Annotated in this window: 19 protein-coding genes and 1 tRNA gene; 3 read left to right on the top strand and 17 right to left on the bottom strand. The window is 66.5% G+C overall.

All coding sequences use genetic code 11. The annotated features are described in order from the left end of the window. The first annotated feature begins 45 nt into the window (after nucleotides 1-45). Entirely contained in the window at nucleotides 46-621 is a 576-nt protein-coding gene (locus JOF28_RS09500) for a nitroreductase family protein (protein WP_209705539.1), read from the top strand. 111 nt (nucleotides 622-732) lie between these two features. On the opposite strand, the gene JOF28_RS09495 is transcribed toward JOF28_RS09500, so the two are convergent. The 10 genes from JOF28_RS09495 to JOF28_RS09450 form a co-directional block, all read right to left on the bottom strand. Beyond that, nucleotides 733-1,161, bottom strand: a complete 429-nt coding sequence (locus JOF28_RS09495) for a hypothetical protein (RefSeq protein ID WP_209705538.1) — start codon at nucleotides 1,159-1,161, stop codon at nucleotides 733-735. A 4-nt stretch (nucleotides 1,162-1,165) separates the two neighbouring features. Beyond that, complete coding sequence (locus tag JOF28_RS09490) at nucleotides 1,166-1,984, bottom strand: uroporphyrinogen-III synthase (protein WP_245189920.1); 819 nt, start codon at nucleotides 1,982-1,984, stop codon at nucleotides 1,166-1,168. Nucleotides 1,985-2,131: 147 nt separating this feature from the next. Continuing rightward, nucleotides 2,132-2,389 carry a DUF3618 domain-containing protein gene (locus JOF28_RS09485; protein ID WP_209705537.1) on the bottom strand — a complete coding sequence of 86 codons (258 nt, stop codon included), beginning with the start codon at nucleotides 2,387-2,389 and terminating at the stop codon, nucleotides 2,132-2,134. After that, nucleotides 2,386-2,847: a phage holin family protein gene (locus JOF28_RS09480; protein WP_209705536.1), complete on the bottom strand. Its 462-nt coding sequence runs from the start codon at nucleotides 2,845-2,847 to the stop codon at nucleotides 2,386-2,388. The genes JOF28_RS09485 and JOF28_RS09480 overlap by 4 nt, the downstream gene beginning before the upstream one ends. Beyond that, nucleotides 2,844-3,125, bottom strand: a complete 282-nt coding sequence (locus JOF28_RS09475) for a YtxH domain-containing protein (protein WP_209705535.1) — start codon at nucleotides 3,123-3,125, stop codon at nucleotides 2,844-2,846. The genes JOF28_RS09480 and JOF28_RS09475 overlap by 4 nt, the downstream gene beginning before the upstream one ends. A gap of 88 nt (nucleotides 3,126-3,213) precedes the next feature. Beyond that, nucleotides 3,214-4,728 carry a hypothetical protein gene (locus JOF28_RS09470; RefSeq protein WP_209705534.1) on the bottom strand — a complete coding sequence of 505 codons (1,515 nt, stop codon included), beginning with the start codon at nucleotides 4,726-4,728 and terminating at the stop codon, nucleotides 3,214-3,216. Continuing rightward, complete coding sequence (locus tag JOF28_RS09465; RefSeq protein WP_209705533.1) at nucleotides 4,721-5,944, bottom strand: CPBP family glutamic-type intramembrane protease; 1,224 nt, start codon at nucleotides 5,942-5,944, stop codon at nucleotides 4,721-4,723. Before JOF28_RS09465 ends, JOF28_RS09470 begins: the two co-directional genes overlap by 8 nt. A 70-nt stretch (nucleotides 5,945-6,014) precedes the next feature. Beyond that, nucleotides 6,015-7,400 carry a glycine--tRNA ligase gene (locus JOF28_RS09460; RefSeq protein WP_209705532.1) on the bottom strand — a complete coding sequence of 462 codons (1,386 nt, stop codon included), beginning with the start codon at nucleotides 7,398-7,400 and terminating at the stop codon, nucleotides 6,015-6,017. Nucleotides 7,401-7,678: 278 nt separating this feature from the next. After that, a complete protein-coding gene (locus JOF28_RS09455) occupies nucleotides 7,679-9,055 on the bottom strand; it encodes an NAD-dependent succinate-semialdehyde dehydrogenase (protein ID WP_209705531.1) in 1,377 nt (458 codons plus the stop codon). Between the two features lie 137 nt (nucleotides 9,056-9,192). Beyond that, on the bottom strand, nucleotides 9,193-10,140 hold the full coding sequence (locus tag JOF28_RS09450) for a 2-hydroxyacid dehydrogenase (RefSeq protein WP_209705530.1): 948 nt from the start codon (nucleotides 10,138-10,140) through the stop codon (nucleotides 9,193-9,195). A gap of 191 nt (nucleotides 10,141-10,331) precedes the next feature. On the opposite strand from JOF28_RS09450, the gene JOF28_RS09445 reads away from it, so the two are divergent. After that, complete coding sequence (locus tag JOF28_RS09445; protein WP_209705529.1) at nucleotides 10,332-10,526, top strand: hypothetical protein; 195 nt, start codon at nucleotides 10,332-10,334, stop codon at nucleotides 10,524-10,526. 249 nt (nucleotides 10,527-10,775) lie between these two features. On the opposite strand, the gene JOF28_RS09440 is transcribed toward JOF28_RS09445, so the two are convergent. The 3 genes from JOF28_RS09440 to JOF28_RS09430 form a co-directional block, all read right to left on the bottom strand. Then, entirely contained in the window at nucleotides 10,776-12,284 is a 1,509-nt protein-coding gene (locus JOF28_RS09440; RefSeq protein ID WP_245189919.1) for an APC family permease, read from the bottom strand. A 179-nt stretch (nucleotides 12,285-12,463) separates the two neighbouring features. Continuing rightward, the gene (locus JOF28_RS09435) at nucleotides 12,464-12,838 is read right to left on the bottom strand and encodes a PH domain-containing protein (RefSeq protein ID WP_209705528.1); all 375 of its coding nucleotides are present in this window, start codon (nucleotides 12,836-12,838) and stop codon (nucleotides 12,464-12,466) included. 134 nt (nucleotides 12,839-12,972) lie between these two features. Beyond that, nucleotides 12,973-13,056 (bottom strand) — tRNA-Tyr (locus tag JOF28_RS09430). 92 nt (nucleotides 13,057-13,148) lie between these two features. Between JOF28_RS09430 and JOF28_RS09425 the strand changes: the two genes are divergently transcribed. After that, the gene (locus JOF28_RS09425) at nucleotides 13,149-13,631 is read left to right on the top strand and encodes a GNAT family N-acetyltransferase (protein ID WP_209705527.1); all 483 of its coding nucleotides are present in this window, start codon (nucleotides 13,149-13,151) and stop codon (nucleotides 13,629-13,631) included. On the opposite strand, the gene JOF28_RS09420 is transcribed toward JOF28_RS09425, so the two are convergent. From JOF28_RS09420 to JOF28_RS09405, 4 genes are all read right to left on the bottom strand, one after another. Beyond that, nucleotides 13,628-17,386 carry an aldehyde dehydrogenase family protein gene (locus JOF28_RS09420; protein ID WP_245189918.1) on the bottom strand — a complete coding sequence of 1,253 codons (3,759 nt, stop codon included), beginning with the start codon at nucleotides 17,384-17,386 and terminating at the stop codon, nucleotides 13,628-13,630. The two genes, JOF28_RS09425 and JOF28_RS09420, sit on opposite strands and share 4 nt — an antisense overlap. A gap of 44 nt (nucleotides 17,387-17,430) precedes the next feature. Further along, nucleotides 17,431-18,222: an ABC transporter ATP-binding protein gene (locus JOF28_RS09415; RefSeq protein WP_209705526.1), complete on the bottom strand. Its 792-nt coding sequence runs from the start codon at nucleotides 18,220-18,222 to the stop codon at nucleotides 17,431-17,433. 4 nt (nucleotides 18,223-18,226) lie between these two features. Continuing rightward, entirely contained in the window at nucleotides 18,227-19,249 is a 1,023-nt protein-coding gene (locus JOF28_RS09410; RefSeq protein WP_209705525.1) for an ABC transporter permease, read from the bottom strand. Nucleotides 19,250-19,433: 184 nt separating this feature from the next. Beyond that, on the bottom strand, nucleotides 19,434-20,450 hold the full coding sequence (locus JOF28_RS09405) for an ABC transporter substrate-binding protein (protein WP_209705524.1): 1,017 nt from the start codon (nucleotides 20,448-20,450) through the stop codon (nucleotides 19,434-19,436). Nucleotides 20,451-20,614: the final 164 nt, after the last annotated feature.

Genomic DNA, 20,614 nt, shown 5'->3' with positions numbered 1-20,614 from the left:
GTGTTTCACTTTCACGGCACGAACCACTGACTCAGAGGAGCCCCCTTGAACCCGCGTATCGCCCAGACCAGCGCCCCCGTACTCCCCGCTCTCGCCGAGCGTTGGAGCCCCCGCGCATTCGACGACGCACACGCGTTCCCCGAGAACGCCCTGCGCGGCATGTTCGAGGCGGCTCGTTGGGCTCCCAGCGCGAGCAACACGCAGCCCTGGCGCTTCATTCTCGCCCGTCGCGGTTCTGAGAGCTTCGCGAAGATCGAGGCCACGCTCATGGGCTTCAACCAGATGTGGGCCGGCAGCGCAGCCGCGCTCATCGTGAACATCGCCGAGCTCAGCGACGCCGAGGGCAAGGCCCTGCCGTGGGCCGAGTACGACCTGGGCCAGGCCGTCGCGCACCTCTCGGTGCAGGCGCAGAGCGAGGGTTTCCACCTGCACCAGATGGGCGGCTTTGACCGCGCAGCCATCTCAGAGTCGTTTGAGCTCGAGGCCCGCTTCCAGCCGATCTCGATCACCGCGGTGGGCGCCATCGGCTCGGCAGATAACCTGCCCGAGGCGCTGCGCGAGCGCGAGCTGGCACCCCGCACCCGGTTCGAGCTCGATGAGATCGTGATCGTGCGCGACTAACACCAACAAAGCCGCGTGCCGCGTTTCCCTGCTGGGAGGCGTGGCACGCGGCTTTTGTGTATGTGCTCGAGCGTGTATCTGGCCCGGCGGCGTGACCGCCCGTGATCTGAGTTAGCCTGCGCTGTACCCGACCTCGGCATCAGCACCTGAGTCATCGAGGCGCAGCGCCCGCACGAGATCTGCGGCGTGCACCGTTGACAAGATGACGCGTGAGTAGCGGTCGAACTCGCCGACCCAGCCCTTTTCTTCGTCGGGGTGCTCGGGTCGTTCGAAGTCGATGACCACGGCGGTGCGCCCCGAACGCGCGAGCACAAAGTCTCGGCCCGTTAGGTTGCGCCAGGTGCCGGCGGCATATTTGCCTGGCACGTGGGTACCGGGTGACCGCACGCCGTGAATCCAGACCCACGGATCCTCGGTGATCACCGCTGAGGTGATCATTGAGCGATCAAGCGTGATGTCGTGACGACGCACGGCAGCAAGTTTCTCGGCCGCGGTGAGTTGAATCACGATGCGGTCGGCGTGCACTTCGACGCGAGCCATGGCGTTAGTCCAGTGTGTCGCTCTGGTCGATCACTGACTCGACGGCGTCGAGCAGAGCCCGCTTCGTTGCGTACAGCGGGTGCTCGGGGTCGTCTGCCTCAACCGGCAGACCCAGCGCAGCGACCGTTTCGACCGTGTTGGCGCCGACGCACGCCAGCAGCGTGTCCTCGTGCAACTCGGGGAACTGGGTGGCCACCTCTTGCGCGATCTTGGCCGATGCGACCACGATCGCGTTAATGCGACCCGATTCGACGTCTTCACGAATGTGCACCGAAGCGGGCACACCGACCGTGCGGAAAGCGAGCACCTGAGTGACATCGTGGCCGCGACCGATCAGGCCCTGAGTGACCACGGGAATAGCAACGTCAGAGCGCAGTGTCAGCACACGCAACACCTCGCCGGTGTCGATCTCAGGCCACTCACGCAGCAGTGCGTGGGTGCTGTTCTCTTCACTGGGGGTGCGAGTGATCTGGTAGCCAGCGTCGTGGAAGGCCACGGCGGTGGCCTCGCCGACGAGGGCGACCCGTGTATCTGGGTGGATCACTGCATTATGGTGCTGCATGACATCGGCGACCGTCGAGCTGGTCGCAGTCATCCAATCAAACTTGCCAGCCTCGAGATCCTTCAGAGCGGCGACAAGCTTGTCTTCTTCGCTCGTGTGAGCAAAGTCAACGAGCGGCGCAATGACAGTGTGTGCGCCTCGCTCACGAAGTGCTTTCGAGACAAGATCACCCCAAGTGCCTCCGCGCGGGACCAGCACTCGCAGGCCACTGAGCGGTTTCGCCTCAGCCGACATAGACCCCAACTCACTCGCATTAAACATTGAAGCCTGCAGTCAATACCTGAAAGCATTGACCCGGCTGACGACGGAAATCCGTTGTCCCTATTCTTACTCTGTGTCCCTCTTGACGCAAAACGAGGGCACGCCGATCGGCAAATGTAGCCGAACCGTAACCTCGGCTCATCTGAACTATACGCGCTTCGAGACCGCTCGCACGACACCCCACACGCCAAGGCCCACCACAGCGGCGGCGCAGGCAACGCCCGCAACAAAGGCGACGGGGCGGGTTCGCTTCATCTCGCCAACCCGAATTTTTGCCTCGTCGATCGCCTCGTCAATACGGCGCGCGTAGTTCAGCTGATGAGTCAGCTGCCCCAGCGTGCCGTACAGCTCGTCGCGGGCACGGGCGGCATCAGCGATTCCCCGCTGCTTCTGCTCGGCGTTCATCGCCAATTTCCTTCCTGGTTTGCCTGCGGCATGTCTCCGCGCGATTTGGCGGTGTCTGCGTCAGAGTTCACGCGCACCTCGGCGAGCACGGCGGCATCGCTTTCAAGGCGGCCGAGGGTCTCGGTGGGCACCGGGTTGCCCCGCTTGATGAGCATCACGCCACCCAGCACCGCGGCGGCGGCGAGCACGAGCAGTGCGGCCGCGACCGTCAGCGCGGCGAGCCACCAGGGCCACACGAGCGCAAGCGCCGCAATCGCAGCGATCACGAGCGCTTCGAGCATGAAGAACAGGAAGAACAGCGCGACCACAATCGCGCCGAGTCCGATGCCGGCGTTCTTCGCCTTCGAGACGACCTCGCGCTTGGCGTTGTCGTATTCAATCTTCGCGAGGTTGACGATCTGCTGTGGCAACCGCGCCAGCAGTTCGATCGTGCGCGGTTCGTTGCCCCGGCGACTCACTGTGCACCCGCTTCGGGCGGCACGGTGCCGCGAGGCTGCGTGTCTGACTGCACAAACGCGGCGAACGCGCTCTTTCCTGCACGTGTTGCCGCGGCTTTCGCGTTGTCAACGCGCTGCTGCACGGCCCCGCGTACGCAGGCGACACCGCGCTGCACGGGTGCGGTTTCCCACACGGTCTGTGCACCGCGTTTAATCTGTGCGTACCGCTCGCGACCGGCTCGCGTGCCCAACACATACCCGACTGTTGCGCCGAGTACGAATGCGACTTTGCCCTTCATGATGCCTCCCGCTCAATGGCGTTTCGTGAGATGCAGCCAGCCTACCCGCCCAAGCCCGGGGCGCGCATACCGGTTGCGGAATATGTAGTTAGTCGCTGATGCCCACAAGCCTGCGCCTGAGGTGCACGGCGGCCTGTCGAGCATCGGCGATGCTGTCTGCAAGGTTGCCTGCGTGCAGCTCGCGGCCCGCGTGCAGCAGCCATTCACGGTCGCTGCGCTCGGCCGCAAGCGCCGCCTCCGCCGCGTCGCGCTCGGTGACGGTCGCCCAGGGCGCGAGCACCCAGGCGGCGCGGGCACCCGCGAGCGCGGGCACCTCGGCGTGCACCTGGGCGAGCGCGTCGGCGCTCAGCGCGCGGGGCGTATCGGCAGTGTTCAGGGCGTCAGCGGCAATCTGCGCGGGCCCCGCGGCGGTCACGCGCCAGTGGCCCGCGCCCGCTTCTTCGTACCGCACCGACCAGCCCGCGCCCACGGCCAGTGGCTCGATCGCTGCGGTGCCGATGCTTACGGTGTGGGGTGTTGATCCACGTCCGTGTCCCTCACCCGCCGCCGCCTCGAGCGCAGCCACCGCGGTGAGCACGTGCTCGGGCACGCTCGCCTCGGGCACCACGGCCGTCAGCTGAGGGCGCCAGATGACCGCCCCCGGCACAGCGTGCAGCCCGAGTTCGATGGACTGCAGCGCGGCCGGTGTTTCGCGCGAGCCGTCGCGGCCGGCCGCGAGTGCGACCACGTCGAAGACCTCTCCGGTGTCCTCGCGCACCTGCCAGTGCGGGGTCATGTGCTGGTTGGGGGCCTCTGCATCAACCGCGAGTTCGGTGACCGTGGTCGCCGCGGCGCCAAACTGCACGTTGTACAGCGCGAGGCGCTCGAGCAGCGCGGCACGCAGCCCCGCCCAGCCCACAGCGGGGCGTACAAGCGTTTCACGTGCAACGTAGCTCTCGGCTTCGGTGAGCACTGCGCCAGAGAGCGATCCGGCGCTGGTGAGCGCGCCATTCAGGCCCGGCGCCGCGATCGCGACGTCGACATTGTCGGCCGGCACACCATAGCGGGCACCCACGAGCGTGTTGACCACGCGGTCGAGCACCTGCTGGCCCATGCGGCTGCGCACGAGCGCACCCAGGCCCACCGTTTTACCGATCGTCAGCACCGGGCGCACCCGATCGACCGAGGCGCGCAATGCACCCCTGCCGCCCAGCAATGCCGCGGCTTCGCCCGACATCGGCACCGCGGGGATACCCCACACATTTACCTCGGGCAGCGGCGCCCACTGCCCGTTCGCGCCACGCAGCAGCGTGCGCCCGGGCGGGCAGGTAATGGCCGCAAGCCCCGCCGCGGTATGCACAGCGGTGTTCGCTGCGCGCTCCTCCCCTGGCTTGGTGCCAATTGGGGCGGCCAGGTGGGCCAGCAGGGCACGAATCGCGCCGTCATCGTCTGGCTCACCGCGATCGGGGGCCTCGGGGCTCGGACCGGCAGCGCTGGCTTCGGCAGCAGCGGGTGCGCTGGCCTGCGCGGGGGCGGCGATGCGCACGCGCAACCCCACCTCGGCCAGCTCAAGGGCGGCGGCGAGCTCGGTAATGCCGTGGCCGACAACGTAGGCGTCAAGCATGTGAAGATCCGTTCTCGGGGGTGGTTTCGGTGCCGACTTCGGGCGTTGGTGTGGCAACGGGCGCAACAGGTGCAGCCGGCGCGGCAATCGGCGCAGCAGGCGCAGCCATCGGCGCAGCCCCGGCGGGCGCAGCAGGCATCTCAATGTTTACGAGGTCGATGCGCTGTCGGCCGTATCCGCCGCGTCGAAACACGATCAGCGTGAGCCAGATAAAGGTGCCCAGACCTGCGATTTCACCGATCAGCGTGCCTGCGCCGCCGCTCGACTCGGTCTGCGCGGTCGAACCGGCAAGCCCCGCGGCCATGAACCCAAACGCGATGAGGTTGTTGACGATGTGAATGGCGATGGCGGCTTCGAGGCCACCGGTGCGCCAGCTCAGCCAGGCGGCGACGCCACCCATCAGGCCGACGGCGGCGAGCCCCCACATGTCATAGATGTGGGCAGCGGCAAAGCCCAGCGTGGGCAGCAAGATCGCGAGCCACGGGTTCTTCACCCATGAGCCCAGAACCTGCATGAACAGGCCGCGAAACACAACTTCTTCGGCTGCGGCCTGAAACGGCACCAGCAAGAGCACGAGCAGCATCGAGATACCGGCGAGCTGCCAGCTGAAGCTGTCGTCTTGCGACGCCAGCGGGGCGCTCGCTGTGGCGGGGTCAAGCACGAGACCCGCGACAATGCCCACGAGGTTCATGACGACCACCGAGGCGACCGCCACCCCCATCAGCTTGCCAAACAGGCCCCAGCGCATGCGGCCAGCCACCGACCAGATACGACCCACGGGGCGCATCCCCATGCTCAGCATGGCGAGCATCACGGCCGGAATCATGACGATGATCGAGACGAGGCTCACGAACACCGACACGGGGCGCTGGGTATCGAGAATCTCGCCGGTGCCCGCTGCGATGTCGTTGAGGTACGACGGATCAAGCCACATCATCAGCGGGATCGAAGCGAAGCCCACGACGACCGTAAAGACGCCGAAGTAGACGCCCGACAGCAGCAGCAATAGCAGCGGCTTCCACCACCGATACCCGGCGGTGCCGCGCAGCAGGCGGTGGTATTCGAGCGGTTCGGTCTCGACGGTGCGCCAGACGCGCCGCTGGGCCGCCCACTGCGGCATCGCAGGCTGGGCGGGCTGCGGCGTCGCCCCCGGCTGCGGCGGGGCGGGCGAATCCTGTGGCGCCGAGTTCAAATCGCTCGGTGTGCTGCTCGTCATACAAACAATCCTCTCACCCGCGTCTGGTGACGTGGGTGAGAGGATTCGTTTTCACGCGCGTGTTGCGTGGTTATGCACCGCGCAAACGCTCGGCGAGGTAGCCGTACAACTTGTCGAGCGGCACGCGCTCCTGCTGCATGGTGTCGCGCTCGCGCACGGTCACGGCCTTGTCATCGAGCGAATCGAAGTCGATCGTGACGCAGAACGGCGTGCCGATCTCGTCCTGACGACGGTAGCGGCGGCCAATGGCGCCCGAGTCGTCGAAGTCGATGTTCCAGTCTTCGCGCAGTTCTGCAGCGAGCTCGCGCGCCATGGGTGACAGCTTCTCATTGCGGCTCAGCGGCAGCACGGCAACCTTGATCGGCGCGAGGCGCGGGTCGAGACCCAGCACGGTGCGCTTGTCGGTGCCGCCCTTCGAGTTGGGCACTTCTTCTTCGCGGTAGGCGTCGACCAAGAAGGCCATCAGCGAGCGGGTGAGGCCTGCCGCGGGCTCAATAACGTAGGGCGTGTAGCGCGCGTCATTGGTCTGGTCGAAGAAGTTGAGATCCTTGCCCGAGTGCTCAGAGTGCGTCTTCAGGTCGAAGTCGGTGCGGTTGGCGATGCCCTCGAGCTCGCCCCACTCGCCGCCGGTGAAGCCGAAGCGGTACTCGATGTCGGTGGTGCGCTTCGAGTAGTGCGACAGCTTTTCCTTCGGGTGGTCGAAGAAACGCAGGTTGTCTGCCTTGATGCCGAGGCCGGTGTACCAAGCCATGCGCTCGGCCATCCAGTATTCCTGCCACTCTTCATCGGTGCCGGGCTCGACGAAGAATTCCATCTCCATCTGCTCGAACTCGCGGGTGCGGAAGATGAAGTTACCGGGCGTGATCTCGTTGCGGAAGCTCTTGCCGATCTGGCCGATGCCGAACGGGGGCTTCATGCGAGCGGCCTGCAGCACGTTCGCGAAGTTCACGAAGATGCCCTGAGCGGTTTCGGGGCGCAGGTAGTGCATGCCGGCTTCGTCATCAACGGGGCCGAGGAAGGTCTTGAGCAGGCCCGAGAAGGCGCGCGGCTCGGTCCATTCACCGCGGGTGCCGCAGTTGGTGCAGACGATTTCTGCCATGCCGTCCTTGGGCGCGCGGCCCTTCTTGTCCTCGAAGGCCTCGATCAGGTGGTCTTCGCGGTAGCGCTTGTGGCAGCTGAGGCACTCGATGAGCGGGTCGCTGAATACCTCAACGTGGCCTGAGGCCTCCCACACCTTCTTGGGCAGGATGACGCTCGAGTCGATACCGACGACGTCTTCGCGCTTCTGCACCATGGTCTTCCACCACTGGCGCTTGATGTTCTCTTTCAACGCGGTGCCGAGCGGGCCGTAATCCCATGCCGAGCGAGATCCGCCGTAGATCTCACCCGCCTGAAATACGAAGCCGCGGTGGCGGGCAAGGGCGATGACCTTATCAAGGCGGGACTGTTCAGCCATGTTCTTTTCACTCCAAGGTGCAAGCGGGGATCTTGGGAACGCACGCCGGAATTCCGGCGCACTCCCCACCAAGTCTACTCTCGCAAGCTCCCGGTGCCCCAGGTGCCCGCTTGCTCGCGCGCCCAGGACGGGGTCGCGGCGGCGCGGCATGATCCGGATCCGCTCATTCCGACCGCAGCGCGGCTCGCTGCGCACGCCATCGCGGCCGCATCAGGACCCGGATCGAGGGCAGCACAACGCCCCCGCGGAAATTCCCGCGGGGGCGTTAGTGCAGCGCGCTACTTCGCGACGAAGTAGAGGCGCTTGTTGGCGAATTCGCCGATGCCGAGCGGGCCCATCTCGCGGCCGAAGCCCGAGCGCTTCACACCGCCGAAGGGCAGCTCTGCGGCCTCAGCCGCGATCGTGTTGACGTGCGCCATGCCGACCTCGAGCTTCGAGGCGACGCGTGCAGCGCGGGCCTCGTCGGTTGAGAACACCGAGCCGCCCAGGCCCAGTGCGCAGTCGTTCGCGAGTTCGAGCGCCTCAGCGTCGCTCGAGACGCGGTAGACCGTGGCGACCGGGCCAAACAGCTCTTCGCCGTACGACTCAGAGTCGCGGGGCACGTCGACGAGCACGGCCGGCGAGTAGTGCGCCGAGGGGCCATCAGACAGCACGCCGCCCGCGAGCAGCCGGGCGCCCGAGGCAACAGCCTTCTGCACCTGCGCGTTGACCGTTTCGGCCGCGGCACGGGTCGACATCGGCACGAATTCGCCCTCGCCCAGGTTCAGCTGGTCGCCGGGGGTGAGGCCCTCAGCGAGGCGCACGAGCTCGGCAACGAACTCGTCGTAGATGTCATCCATCACGATGAGGCGCTTGTTCGAGTTGCACACCTGGCCGACGTTGTAGGTGCGAAACTCCCACGCCTGGCGGGCCACATCTGCCACGTTGTCAGAGTCGAGCACGACCATCGGGTCGATGCCGCCGAGCTCGAGCACGCACTTCTTCAGGTGCGCGCCAGCCTGGGCGCCGATGATGGCGCCGGCACGCTCTGATCCGGTGAGCGAGACGCCCTGCACGCGGGGGTCAGCGATCATCGTGGCGATCTGGTCGTGCGAGGCAAACACGTTCTGGTAGCCGCCGACGGGCACGCCGGCCTCTTCCATGATGGCCTGAATGGTGAGCGACGAACGCGCGCACACATCGGCGTGCTTCAGCAGGATCGTGTTGCCCAGCAGCAGGTTGGGTGCCGCGAAGCGAGCCGCCTGGTAGTACGGGAAGTTCCAGGGCATGATGCCCAGAAGCGCACCCACGGGCAGCTGCTCGATGGTGGCCTTGCCGGGAACGGTGCTGGGGATCTCAACATCGGTGATGAGGTTGGGCCCGTGCACCGCGTAGTACTCGATGATCTCGATCGCGAACTCGACCTCGTCGATTGACTCGGCGAGTGACTTGCCCATCTCGAGTGCGATGATGCCGGCGAGCTCTTCTTTGCGCTCCGCAAACAGCTCGGCCACGCGCTTGACGACCTGCGCGCGCTCTTGCACGCTGCGCTCACGCCACTCGCGGTATACAGCGTCTGCGCTTGCGAGCGACTGCTCGATCTGCGCATCGGTTGCAGATTCGAAGGTCTCGACAATCTCGCCCGTCGCGGGGTTTTGAACTCGATACTTCGCCATTGTTATCGTTTCCTGTCTCAGTGAACAGCGCACGAATGCCGTGCCTGTGCTTTTCATGGTGGCATTGAGGCCACCATGCGCGCGGCAATTCCCGAGAGATTCTCAGGTCACTGCCGCGCGTGAATCGTGGGTCGTGGCTAACCGACCTGCACGAGGTTTTCGGGGGACTCGCCGGCCAGCAGGTGCGTGATCTGGCGGGTGATGAGCGCCGACATGCGGGGCAGCATCGCGCTCGAGTCGCCGCCAGCGTGGGGCGTGACGATGAGGTTGGGGCAGTCCCACAGCGGGTGGTCGGCGGGCAACGGCTCGGGGTCGGTGACGTCGAGCGCCGCGCGCAACCGGCCGGCGTTGAGCTCAGCCATGAGCGCGTCAGTGTTGACCACGGGGCCGCGCGCGACGTTGACGATCAGTGCGCCATCGGGCAGCGCGGCGAGTTCGTCGGCGCCCAGCAGGCTCGTCGTCTCAGCCGTCAGCGGCACCGCCAAAATCACAATCTCGGCATTGGCCAGGCACGCCTTCAGCTCGTCCATGCCGTGCACGGGCACCGATGCGCCCGTGAGTGAGGTGTCTTGGCGCGCGGTGCGCGCGATCCGGGTCACATCAACCTCGAAGCCGGCGAGCCGGGCCTCGATGGCCTTGCTGACGCCGCCGTAGCCGACGATCAGCACGCGCCGATCGGCGAGGCTCGGGTACGAGCGCAGATCCCAAGTGTGAGTCGTGGCCTGGCGCACAAACGCGTCGATGCCGCGCTGCGAGGCGAGGGTGAGGCCGAGCGCTAGCTCAGCGGTCGAGGCTTCGTGCACGCTGCTCGCGTTTGCGAACGGCAGGCCCTCGGGCAGGTGATCCCCTACACCGTTGTAACCGATCGACTGCCACTGCACGAGCTGCGGGTTCACCGCGGCGAGATTCGCAAGCCTGCGCGCTCCGCCCCAATAGGGAGGAACAACAATGTTTATTGAGTCAGCGGGTGCTGGGGTAATTAAGTCCCACTCAACAAATCGCACGTTGGGGGTCTCCCCCAGCGTGTGTTGTACGGCCTCAAGAAGACCAGGATCGCTCGGCAGTGACACGACGAATTCGCTCATAAGCGCGAGTCTACCGAGCGTTCGCCCTCGCGCGGGTGCACCAACCGGCGAGAGTCACGCAATTTCGCTCACCCATTGCATCGCAATATTCATCGCACAGAGGTTGTTTGTGCACCGAGAACACAGCACGACATTTGGTGCTTAACAACTTGGTGCAGCATCTGGGGGCCAGTTCGGGGTATTCTGACCACATGGACACTTCCAGCTTTCAACGTCTGCCTGACAGCGTGCAGCGCCTCGTCACCGACGGGCTCGACCAAGAAGTAGAAAACGGCCTTGAGCGCCTCGACGCCGCTAAGAAGCGTGGCAGCCTCTCAGACGAGCAGTTGGCTTCCCTCGAGGGAGACATTCGCCACGCAGCCGAGCTGCGCGGCCGTTTCGCATAATTTTTGAGTCGCCCTGGTGTACCAGCTGAGCTGTCACACCAGGCGATTTTTGCATGCCTGACCCCTTTTCATCGGGGGATTCTCACGGGTTTCTGCCGCTGAAGAGCGATCTGGGCATGCCGCTTCACACCACGCGTCGGCACCGCTGAACGCACGCAGCGAGGGCCGCTGCCCACCGGATCACTCCGGTCGGCAGCGGCCCTCGCTGCGTTTGTGCTGCCGCAAAGCGGCTCGGTTGCAGCCTGGTGGCTACCGCACTGAGATCTGCCCGGTGCGGCGACGAATCTCGTCTGCGACGACCTTCGCGTCGCCCTGCGGCGCATCTGACTTCACGTCGGGGCGGGCGATAAACAGGTATGCGAACCCGGTCACGAGCACCACGCCCAGGCCGATCAACACGATGTGATCGGCAAAGAAATCGCCCGAGCTGCCAGGTGTCGCCAGCAGCACCATGGCGAAGATGCCGTAGGCCAGCGCGAGCACGTTAATCACGAAGCCGGCGGTGCGCAGGTTGAAGGGGCCTGCGGGCTTCCACCCCTGCAGCCGCTGCTTCAGGCTGGCGAGCACGACCATCTGGAACGACAGGTAGATGCCGAGGATCGCAAACGACGTGACGGCCACGAGAATGCCGTCGTTGACGAAGATCAGCACGCAGATCAGCGCGGGCACCGTGCACGCCACGATCAACGCGTTGTTGGGCACCTTGGTGCGGGGCGACACCTGCGACAGCCACTTGTAGCCGGGCAGCATGCCGTCGCGCGCGAAGGAGTAGAGCAGGCGGCTGGCGGCGGCCTGCAGGCTCAGCACGCACGAGATGAACGCGAGCACGGCGATCACCAAGAATGCCTTGGCGCCCACCGTGCCGAGGGTTGCCTCGAGGATCGCGGGGATCGGGTCGGCGACCTTGCCCGCCACGATGTCTTCCAGGTTGGGGGCGGCCAGCACGTAGCCGCCGAAGGAGAACAGCGCAGATACGGCGCCCACGAGAATAGTCATGATCATGGCGCGGGGAATGCGTCGCGCCGGATCAGCCACCTCTTCTGCGACATCGCCGCACGCTTCGAAGCCGTAGAACAAGAACAGGCCGGCGAGCGCCGAGGCCATGAACACGGGCAGGTATGAGCCGTCGCCCGCGGTGCCCATGGTGTCGAAGAACACCGAGAAGTCATGCACGCGCTGAAAGAGCAGCAGGTAGAGCCCGAGCCCGATGACACCGATGAGTTCGGCGAAGAGGCCCAGGCGGGCGATACGCGCAAGCGATTTGGTGCCGGTGAAGTTGATGGCGAGGGCCAAAAGCAGCAGCCCGAGGGCGGTGATCAGCGTTGACAGCGGGGTGAGTTCGATGCCCAGCAGGCTCGTGACGAAGCCCGCGCCAAACTCGGCCACCGAGGTGATCGTGACGATCATCGCCCAGATGTAGACCCACGCGGCCATCCAGGCGTAGCGGCGGCCCCACAGCCTGCGCGCCCAGGGGTAGATGCCGCCGTGAATGGGAAACTGCGAGACGATCTCGCCGAACACGAGCGAAACGAGCAGTTGCCCGCAGGCGACGATCACGATCCACCAGATCGAGGGCGGGCCACCGGTCGACAGGGCGATCGCGAGCAGCGAATAAACGCCCACGAGCGGCGAGAGGTAGGTGAACCCGAGGGCGAAGTTCGCCCACAGGCTCATGGAGCGGTCAAACTTGCCTTCGTAGCCGAGAACGGCGAGATGCTCCTCATCGGCGAGGTGCGCAGGTTTGGGTGTGTCATTCATGATGTTTCCTTCCGGATCTCCGGTGATCCAGGCGGGCGCCACAGTGCGCCTGCCTACCTCATGAACCTTAGCCCCGCGTCAACACCCCGGCGCGCGTACTTTTGCACGGCTGCGCCCGCCCACAGGGGGCGAAGCTGCCAGCCCGGCAGCGGCCCGCGCGCTGCCGGGGAGTCAGGCCGTTAGTGAGACTGCAACACGGCCCACGCGATCAGGCTGTCGATGCGTCGCACATCGGCGCCCTTACCGAGCTTCACCTTGATGTGCCCCGCACGCGTCCAGAGTTCAATCTCGCCGTCGCGGTCCAAAATTCCGCCAGCGTTCTCTGACGACCACATGTTGATTGAGCTGTAGGGCAGCGAGTACACCTCAACCTTTTTGCCGGTCATGCCCTGGGCATCACGCACGATGAGTCGTTTCGTCGTAAAGGTCGCAGAGTCTCGAAAAGTTTGGAACGAGGCCACCGCCTGCTCGCCCTCCAGCAGCAGCGAGATGACATCTTGCGGAATGGCAATTTCGTTGCGCAACGTCCAAGCAAGAATCGGGGCGGTTTCCATGGGGGCTCCTTCGCATCGAGGTGACGACCGTGTCAGGCGTCGTCGTCATCGTATCTCGCGGTAGGCGCCCCGCCTGACCAGATGAGAGCGGGTACCAAAAAACCCGACCAGATGAGATCTGATCGGGTTTTACTTGGTGGCGGATGCGAGATTCGAACTCACGTAGCTTGCGCGGCTGATTTACAGTCAGCTCCCTTTGGCCGCTCGGGCAATCCGCCAAAATGATCGTGCATGCACAACCAGAATTAAAGATACCGGCTCGAGCCCCTGAATGGAAATCGAGTGCACATGGGCGTGGCACACTTGCTTCATGAGCATCACACCCGACCAGATCGAGCTGCCCGACGGCCTCACGCTGCGCATCACTGAGAGCCTCGATGAGCTGCCCGCGCGCACCTTTTACGCGATCGCGAAGCTGCGCCAAGAGATCTTCGTGGTTGAGCAGAACTGCGTGTATCTCGATCTTGATGGCCGCGATCTCGAGCCCGGATGCTTACAGATGTGGGCCGAGGGGCCAGCAGGCGAGATCGCCACCTCGGTGCGCATTCTCGACGAAACCGCAGATGAGGCGGGGCTCATGAGCATTGGCCGCGTCGTTACCGCCCCCGCCTGGCGCGGTCGCGGCGCCGCGGGAGCACTGCTGCGGGCAGCGATTGCGCACTGCGGCACGGCCGCCATCAGAATTCATGCGCAGGCGCACCTCGCTGATTGGTACGCCCGGTTTGGGTTTCGCGTCACCGGTGACGTGTTTCTCGAAGACGATATTCCGCACGTCGAGATGCGTATTCGCTAGCGCGCGTCGAGCCCCGGCACGGGCACCGCGAGCCCGTGCCGATGTGCACGAGCCGACACAGCTTGTTCGCGCACGAGCGACAAAATTTCGACCGGCCCAGCCATCGTGACCGGCTCGGCCCACAGCGCGACGAGGTCGCGCCCGCCAAACTCGGCCGCGTGGTGCTCGGCATCCCCTCCGATGAGGCGCACGCGTCGCTCGAACGCTTCGTGCGGCACATCCTTGGTGGCCAGCGCCGCCTCGACCCATTCGTCGTCACCCTCTTGTGACACTTCGATGCCGTTTTTGTAGAGGTGAATGGCGAGCGATGCGGGTAATTCCTCCCCCGTCGACACCGTGATGGGGGCATCCACGAGCAGCGCCACCGCGATCACGCGCACGAGCTCCACCACGCGGGCGCCCTCAGAAAGCCTGATCAGCGAGGGCACGGGGTGGTAGCGCAGCATGTTGCGTTCGGTGCCGAGGCCCGCGGTGTCGCGGTCGGGGGCGAAGCTGGTGCGCCACGCGAGCGAGTCTGCGAGCGCCGCACGTCGCAGCTCATCGAAGTCGTCGTATGAGAGCTCGGGCTGCATCGTTTCGATGAGCTGGGTGACCTGCGGGGCCAGACCGCGCAGGTGCAGCGTGCTGCTGGGGGTGCCCGGCCGCAACCGCCACGACCCGAGGGTGACGAGCCGATTGGGGCCGGCCGAGAGCGGCGCGAGCCCCATGCCGGCGTCGTTCCAACCGCCAACGGGCTGCCGTTCGACGCGCACATCGCTCGTGGCTCGGTTGAGCGAGAGCGTGGCCGCTTCGGCGTTCTCGAGCCACACCCCGACCTCAGAGGGCGAGGTCGATTGCAGGCCTGCGACCGCACCGCTGCCGGCCGAATTTTGGATCCGGATCCCCTCAGCCAGCGTGTGCGCATGCACCACACCGATGACGGGTAGCCCCGCCGCGGCAGCCCAGAAGGGTGAGTGTGCGGCAACGCCCGCGCGCACGCCGGGGCGCCGCAGTCTCCCGCTGGCCGCGTGAGCTTCGCCCGGGTCACGGTGGCCATCGCTGTCGGGGCCGCGGTCACGGTCACGGCTGCGATCACGATCGGCGTCGCTCCCGGTATCGCCCGCGAGCGGCTCCGGCTGCTGGGCCCAGCGTTCGCCACGCTCGAGGGTCGTGAGCGCGCGCAGCTGTGCGGCGGTGGGCGGCACGGGCAGCGGGCCAACCCAGGCCGCGAGCGGATCGTGCTCGCCACCCTCACCGGTACTGTCGCCCGCAAGCGAGCGCGAAGAGTCCCCCACGCGCAGGCTGCGCACCGCATCGGCGAGCGCCTGCGTGAAGCGGCGCACGCGCCCCACACTGCCCACCACAATCACCTGGTTGGCGCGGGCGAGCAGCGAGCCGGTGAACGCCGAGGCAATCACGTCATCGACCGCGTGCGAGAGCTCGGCCGAGGGCATCACGATGATGCTGCCGCGGGCGAGAAAGCGGCCCTCGACGGTGAGCTCGGGGCGGCGATGTGCGAGCGCGGTCGCCGCGGAGCGATCACCGAGCACGATGGCACGATCGACCCCGCCCACCTCGTCAAGTTCGGCGAGCTGCTCAGGGTGCGTGAGCACTTCGAGGGTGACGCTACCGGCGGGCAGCCCCGCGGCGGCCCACTCTTCGAGCAGCGCACGGGCCGATTGCGCAAGGCTTGCCGGGGCCACCCACAGCACCCCGCTGCCGGCCCCCAGCGCCGCGAGCACGGCTTCGGCGTGGGCAGCGATACCGGCCCAGGCGTCGCCCGTCACGAGCGCGAGCTCGTCGGGGGTGAAGGTCGCGCCGCGCACGGCGGCGAGGCCCTCGGCGAGCTGCCCGGTGTAGCGCGCGGCGTCGACAATGCGGCCGATTTCTGCGTCAATATCGCGCACGGGCGCCCCGGTCTCAGCGATAAGCGTGCGCAGCAGGCGGTCGCGCGCCGCCACGGCGCCGAGCGCGAGCCGGCGCAGGTGAATCGCGCGCTGACCGTGCCCAAGCCGGCGCCAGCGGGCCGCGGCGGTGAGGGCGTCAACGGTGTCGATGGCGTGACTGGCCGCGGGATCCGGATCATTCGCCGCGCCCCCAGCACCGGGTACGCGAGCTTCGTCAACCACATCAGCACCAGCAGCAGCAGCGACGTCGGCGCGGGCGAGCGTCACGATGCGGCGTGCCCAGTCGCGGTTCTCGGCGCGCGAGGCATCGGTGTCGGGTTCGTTGGCGAACCCGGTCGCCGAGACCACGGGGATCGCGCGGGCCTCGGTCACCTCGGTGAGCACGATCTCGCCGGTTTCGCCGCGGGTGAGGCCCAGCACCGCGGCGGTGAGGCCGCCGGTGTCAAAGCGCGCTGCCTCATCGGGGGCGCGATAAAACAGTGCGCTGTCGCGCTCGGTGGGATCCCACTCGCGGCTGCGCGACTGGGTGCGGTGCGAGGTGCGCGCATCGCGGCAGGCGAGCACCGCGGCATCACGAAAGACCGTTTCGCGCGCTTCCTCGCGTTCGGGGGCGCGCGCGGCGCCCTCGAAGGCGAGCGGCACCAGCAGATCGATCGCGCCGTTGTACTCGCGCGGATCAGTCACCGGCAGGCACACGCGCACCTCAGGAATCTCGGGTGTCCCGGCCACGCGGCGTTCGGCCGCGAGCCGTTCGGCGAAGCCAGGGGCCACCCCCGCGCGCATGCGCACCGAGAACAGGTCGTGTGAGCCGAGCTTCGCGGCGGCCTCAATGGCGGCGGCGATGATCAGCGGGTCTTCGGTCGCGATGATGGGGCGCAGCGCGGCCGCGCGGCCCGCGTGCAGGGCGAGTTCGATCAGCGCCAGCTGCTGGGCGGCGATGGCCACATCGTCTTCCACCACGGGCACGGGCAGCCCCGAGCGCACCGCGCTCACCCGCTCGTGCGCGGCGACCCCGCCCACGCTAATGCTGGCTTCAACGGGGGCGCCGCCGTCGGCGACGCGGCGCAGCGCCCACCGACTGACCTGGCTGTAGAGCTCTCTTGATTCGGGCAGCTCGGCGAAGATGCCCACGCCCACCCGCAACCGGTCGAACACTGAGTCGACGAGCGCGAGTTCAAGAATGGTGGGGATGAGGCGCGCCCAGCGCACACTCGTGGGTTCGATCAGCACCGCGGTGTGGTGCTCGAGCGCGGCCAACAAAATAGGGCGCAGCGCGCACGCGGTCGCCGCGGCATCAGCGTCGGCCGACCAGTCACTGCCACCGGGCACGAGCCGCGCGGGGTCGACAACGAGGTGCGTCACCGCCGGCATCGAGGCGAGTGCGATGAGGCGGGCCGTCTCGCGGGCCACCCCGGCCGGGCCGATCACCCGGTCACCGAGCGGGCGCACGACGGGCATCACGCGGGCGTCGGTGTGCCGGCGCAGCGCCTCGGCGATTGCGCCCGGTGACCTCGTGGCCAACACCAGGTGGGTGAGCCGGTCACGCAGCCAACGGCGCACCACCGGCATCACCGCCCACGGCAGCCCGAGCGACACCGCCCCGCCCGCCCGCAGCAGCAGGCGGTCGGGGGCGGGCATCGACGCTGGCGCCTCGGGGGCGAGCCGCTTCAGCTCGAGCGCCGACGTGACGGCGTCATCATCGCCGAGCAACAGTTCAAACAGTCGCCTGGTGAACTCGACGCCCTCGGGGTCGCCCGTCACCCCCGCAAACAGGTCACGAGAGGTGGCGTTCCAGGCCGTCGCACGCGCGAGTGCGCGGTCAACAAGCTCGTCCCAGAACGGTTCAGCGGTGATGACGACGGCGGGCATACGCCCACTGTATGTCGCGTGCGCTGCGAGCGCGGTGAGGCGCGCTACGCGAGCAGCGCGCGATCGTCGAGCTGTGCGCCCTTGATCTTCGCGAACTCGGCCAGCAGCAGCGGCACCGTGAGGGCTTTCTTCTGCTCGGCCGAAGCCTCGAAGACGATGCGCCCCTCGTGCATCATGATGAGGCGGTTGCCCAGCTGAATCGCCTGCTCCATGTTGTGCGTCACCATCAATGTGGTGAGGCCGCCCTGCGACACGATGCGATCGGTGAGCTCGGTCACGAGCGCGGCGCGCTGCGGATCAAGCGCCGCCGTGTGCTCATCGAGCAGCAGAATGCGCGGGTGCGTGAACCCAGCCATCAACAGCGACAGCGCCTGGCGTTGCCCGCCAGACAGCAGCCCCACCTTGGCGGTGAGCCGGTTCTCGAGCCCCAGCTCGAGCGACTGCAGTTCAGTGCGAAAGCGTTCGCGCAGCGGGCGGGTGAGCGCGGGGCCTAAGCCACGCACCTTGCCGCGGCGCACCGCGAGCGCCAGGTTCTGCTCGATGGTGAGCTCGGGGGCCGTGCCCGCCATCGGGTCTTGAAACACCCGGCCGATGAACTTCGCGCGCTGGTGCTCGCTGAGCTTGTTAACCCGGGTGCCATCGATCTCGATACTGCCCGAATCAACGGTGTAGCGACCTGAAATCGCGTTCAGCAGCGTCGACTTGCCCGCACCGTTTGACCCGATGACAGTGACAAAATCACCCTCGGCGAGCTGCAGGTTCAGGCCGGCGAGCGCGCGCCGTTCGTTGATCGTGCCCGCAAAGAACGTCTTCTCAATGGTGTCGATGTTGAGCATGCGCTTACCTCTCGCTCGTTCGTGCGGGTGCCTCGCTGGCATCGGCGCCCGGGGCGGCCGCGGCCGCGGGGCCATGATCCGGATCAGCGTGTTTGGGCGCCGCAGGAACCGTCTCGAACACGACGCTGCCGCCGCGCTTGCCCAGCTTGGGGATCTTGCGCAGCAAGCCCCAGCGGGGCAGCAGCAGCGCGGCCACCACGAGCAGCGCGGTGACGAGCTTCATGTCGTTGGGGTCGAGGCCGACGCGCAGTGCATAGAAGATGATGAGGCGGTAGAGCACCGCGCCGAAGATCACGGCGAGGGTCGCGACCCAGATGAAGCGCTGGCCGAAGATCGCCTGGCCGAGAATCACCGAGGCGAGGCCGACGAGAATCAGGCCGACGCCCATGCTGATGTCTGAGAACCCCTGGTACTGGGCGACGAGCGCGCCGCACAGGCCCACGAAGCCGTTCGAAATTGCGAGCGTGAGGATCTTGGTGCCGTCGGTGCTGACGCCGAAGCTGCGGATCATCGGGCCGTTATCGCCCGTGGCCTGAATCGCGAGACCCAGGTTGGTGGTCAAGAACCAGTCGACCAAGAACTTCAGCACGAGCACGCCCACCGCGATGATCGCGATGCCTGCCCAGCTGCCGAGCAGGTTCGCGTCGCGCAGCGGGGTGAACAGGGTCTCGGCGCGCAGCAGCGGCAGGTTGGCCGCGACCGCCGAGTTCTCTTTCACCGTGCCCATGATGCGCAGGTTGATCGACCACAGGGCGATCATGGTCAAGATACCGGCGAGCAGCCCGTCGATCTTGCCCTTCGTGTGCAGCAGGCCCGTGATGGCGCCCGCGATCACGCCGACGATGGCGCCCGCGGCAGTGGCGAGCACGGGGTTGTGGCCCGCGGTGATCAGCGCGGCCGCGGTGGCCGCTCCGGTGGTGAAACTTCCGTCGACCGTGAGGTCAGGGAAGTTCAGCACCCGAAATGTCAGATAGACGCCAAGCGCCATCACCCCGTAGATGAGGCCAAGTTCGATCGCACCGATCATGCGTTATCCGTTCCTTCATGCGTTCATTCGCCTCGAAGATAAGGCGAGTGCCAGGCGCGATGCGCGCCTGGCACTGTGGCCCCCGCGCTGCCCGATTGATGGGCGGCGGGGGCCGGTGAGGGTATGCGTGATACGTTACCGCGCCCCTACGAGCTTGCTGGCCCGCGAGTCGAGAAACCGTTGGTTACTCGACGACCGTTGCCTGGTCGAGAATCCCCTTGGGGATCTCCACGCCCATGCGCTTCGCAGCCGCGGTGTTCACAACGTAGCTGAGCTCGCTCGGCTCTTCAACGGGGGTGGTGGCAGGGTCTGCGCCCTCGAGGATGCGGATAGCCATCTCGCCGGTCTGCTTACCGAGCTTGGTGTAATCGATGCCGTAGGTGGCAACGGCGCCGCCCTCGACGGTGCCGGGCTCGGCGCCGATCACGGGGATCTGCTTGGTCTCTGCCACCTGCACGAGCGAGGCGATGCCGTTGACAACCATGTTGTCGGTGGGTACGTAGATCGCGTCAACGTCGCCGAGCGCCTCGGTGGCCTGCGCGATGTCGTTGGCCGTGGTGACGGTCTTCGTGACGATCTCGAGGTCGAGATCCTTGGCGACGGACTCAGCGTTCTTGACCTGCACCTCAGAGTTCACCTCGCCCGATGCGTACACGATGCCGACCTTCTTGGCGTCGGGGTCAATCTCCTTGATGAGCTCGAACTGGGTCACGAGGGCATCCTCGGGAACCGCGTCGACCGTGCCGGTGACGTTAGCGCCGGGCTTTTCGTCTGAATCGACGAGCTCTGCGGCGAGCGCGTCGGTGACGGCGGTGAAGAGCACGGGCTTGTCGGTGATCGCCTGCGCTGCGGCCTGCGCTGCGGGGGTGGCGACGGCGAGCACGAGGTCGAGGTCTGAGGAGGCGAAGCTCTGCGCGATCGTGACGGCAGTCGACTGCTCACCGTTGGCGTTCTGCACGTCGAACTCGACGGTTTTGTCATCTTCGTAGCCGGCGTCGAAGAAGGCCTGCTTGAAGCCCTCGGTGGCAGCGTCGAGCGCGGGGTGCGGTGCGAGCTGGCTGATGCCGATCGTGATCTTCTCTGCGGCGTCTGCGCCCGAGCTCTCGGCGGGAGCCGATGAGCAGGAAGAAAGGGTGAGGGTTGCGGCCGCGGCAATGCCTACGAGTGTGAGCGCGCGGCGGCGAAATGAGATCTGGCTCATGTGCTATCGAATCCTTACGATGCTGGCCGCGGCAGCGGTGCCGAGGCGAGTGGGTGAACGGCGCAGCAATACGCCGTTTCCAGCATCGTAACCGCCCCACCGCGCATTCACCCAAACGGGTGTGGCTTTGTAACCAAGCCGTTGCTCGCGTGGGCGGGTGTTTA

It is taken from the genome of Leucobacter exalbidus (assembly GCF_017834145.1).
Classification (GTDB): Bacteria; Actinomycetota; Actinomycetes; order Actinomycetales; family Microbacteriaceae; genus Leucobacter; species Leucobacter exalbidus.
The sequence above is the reverse complement of the archived record's forward strand: the minus strand, read 5'-3'. Positions and strand labels throughout refer to the sequence as shown.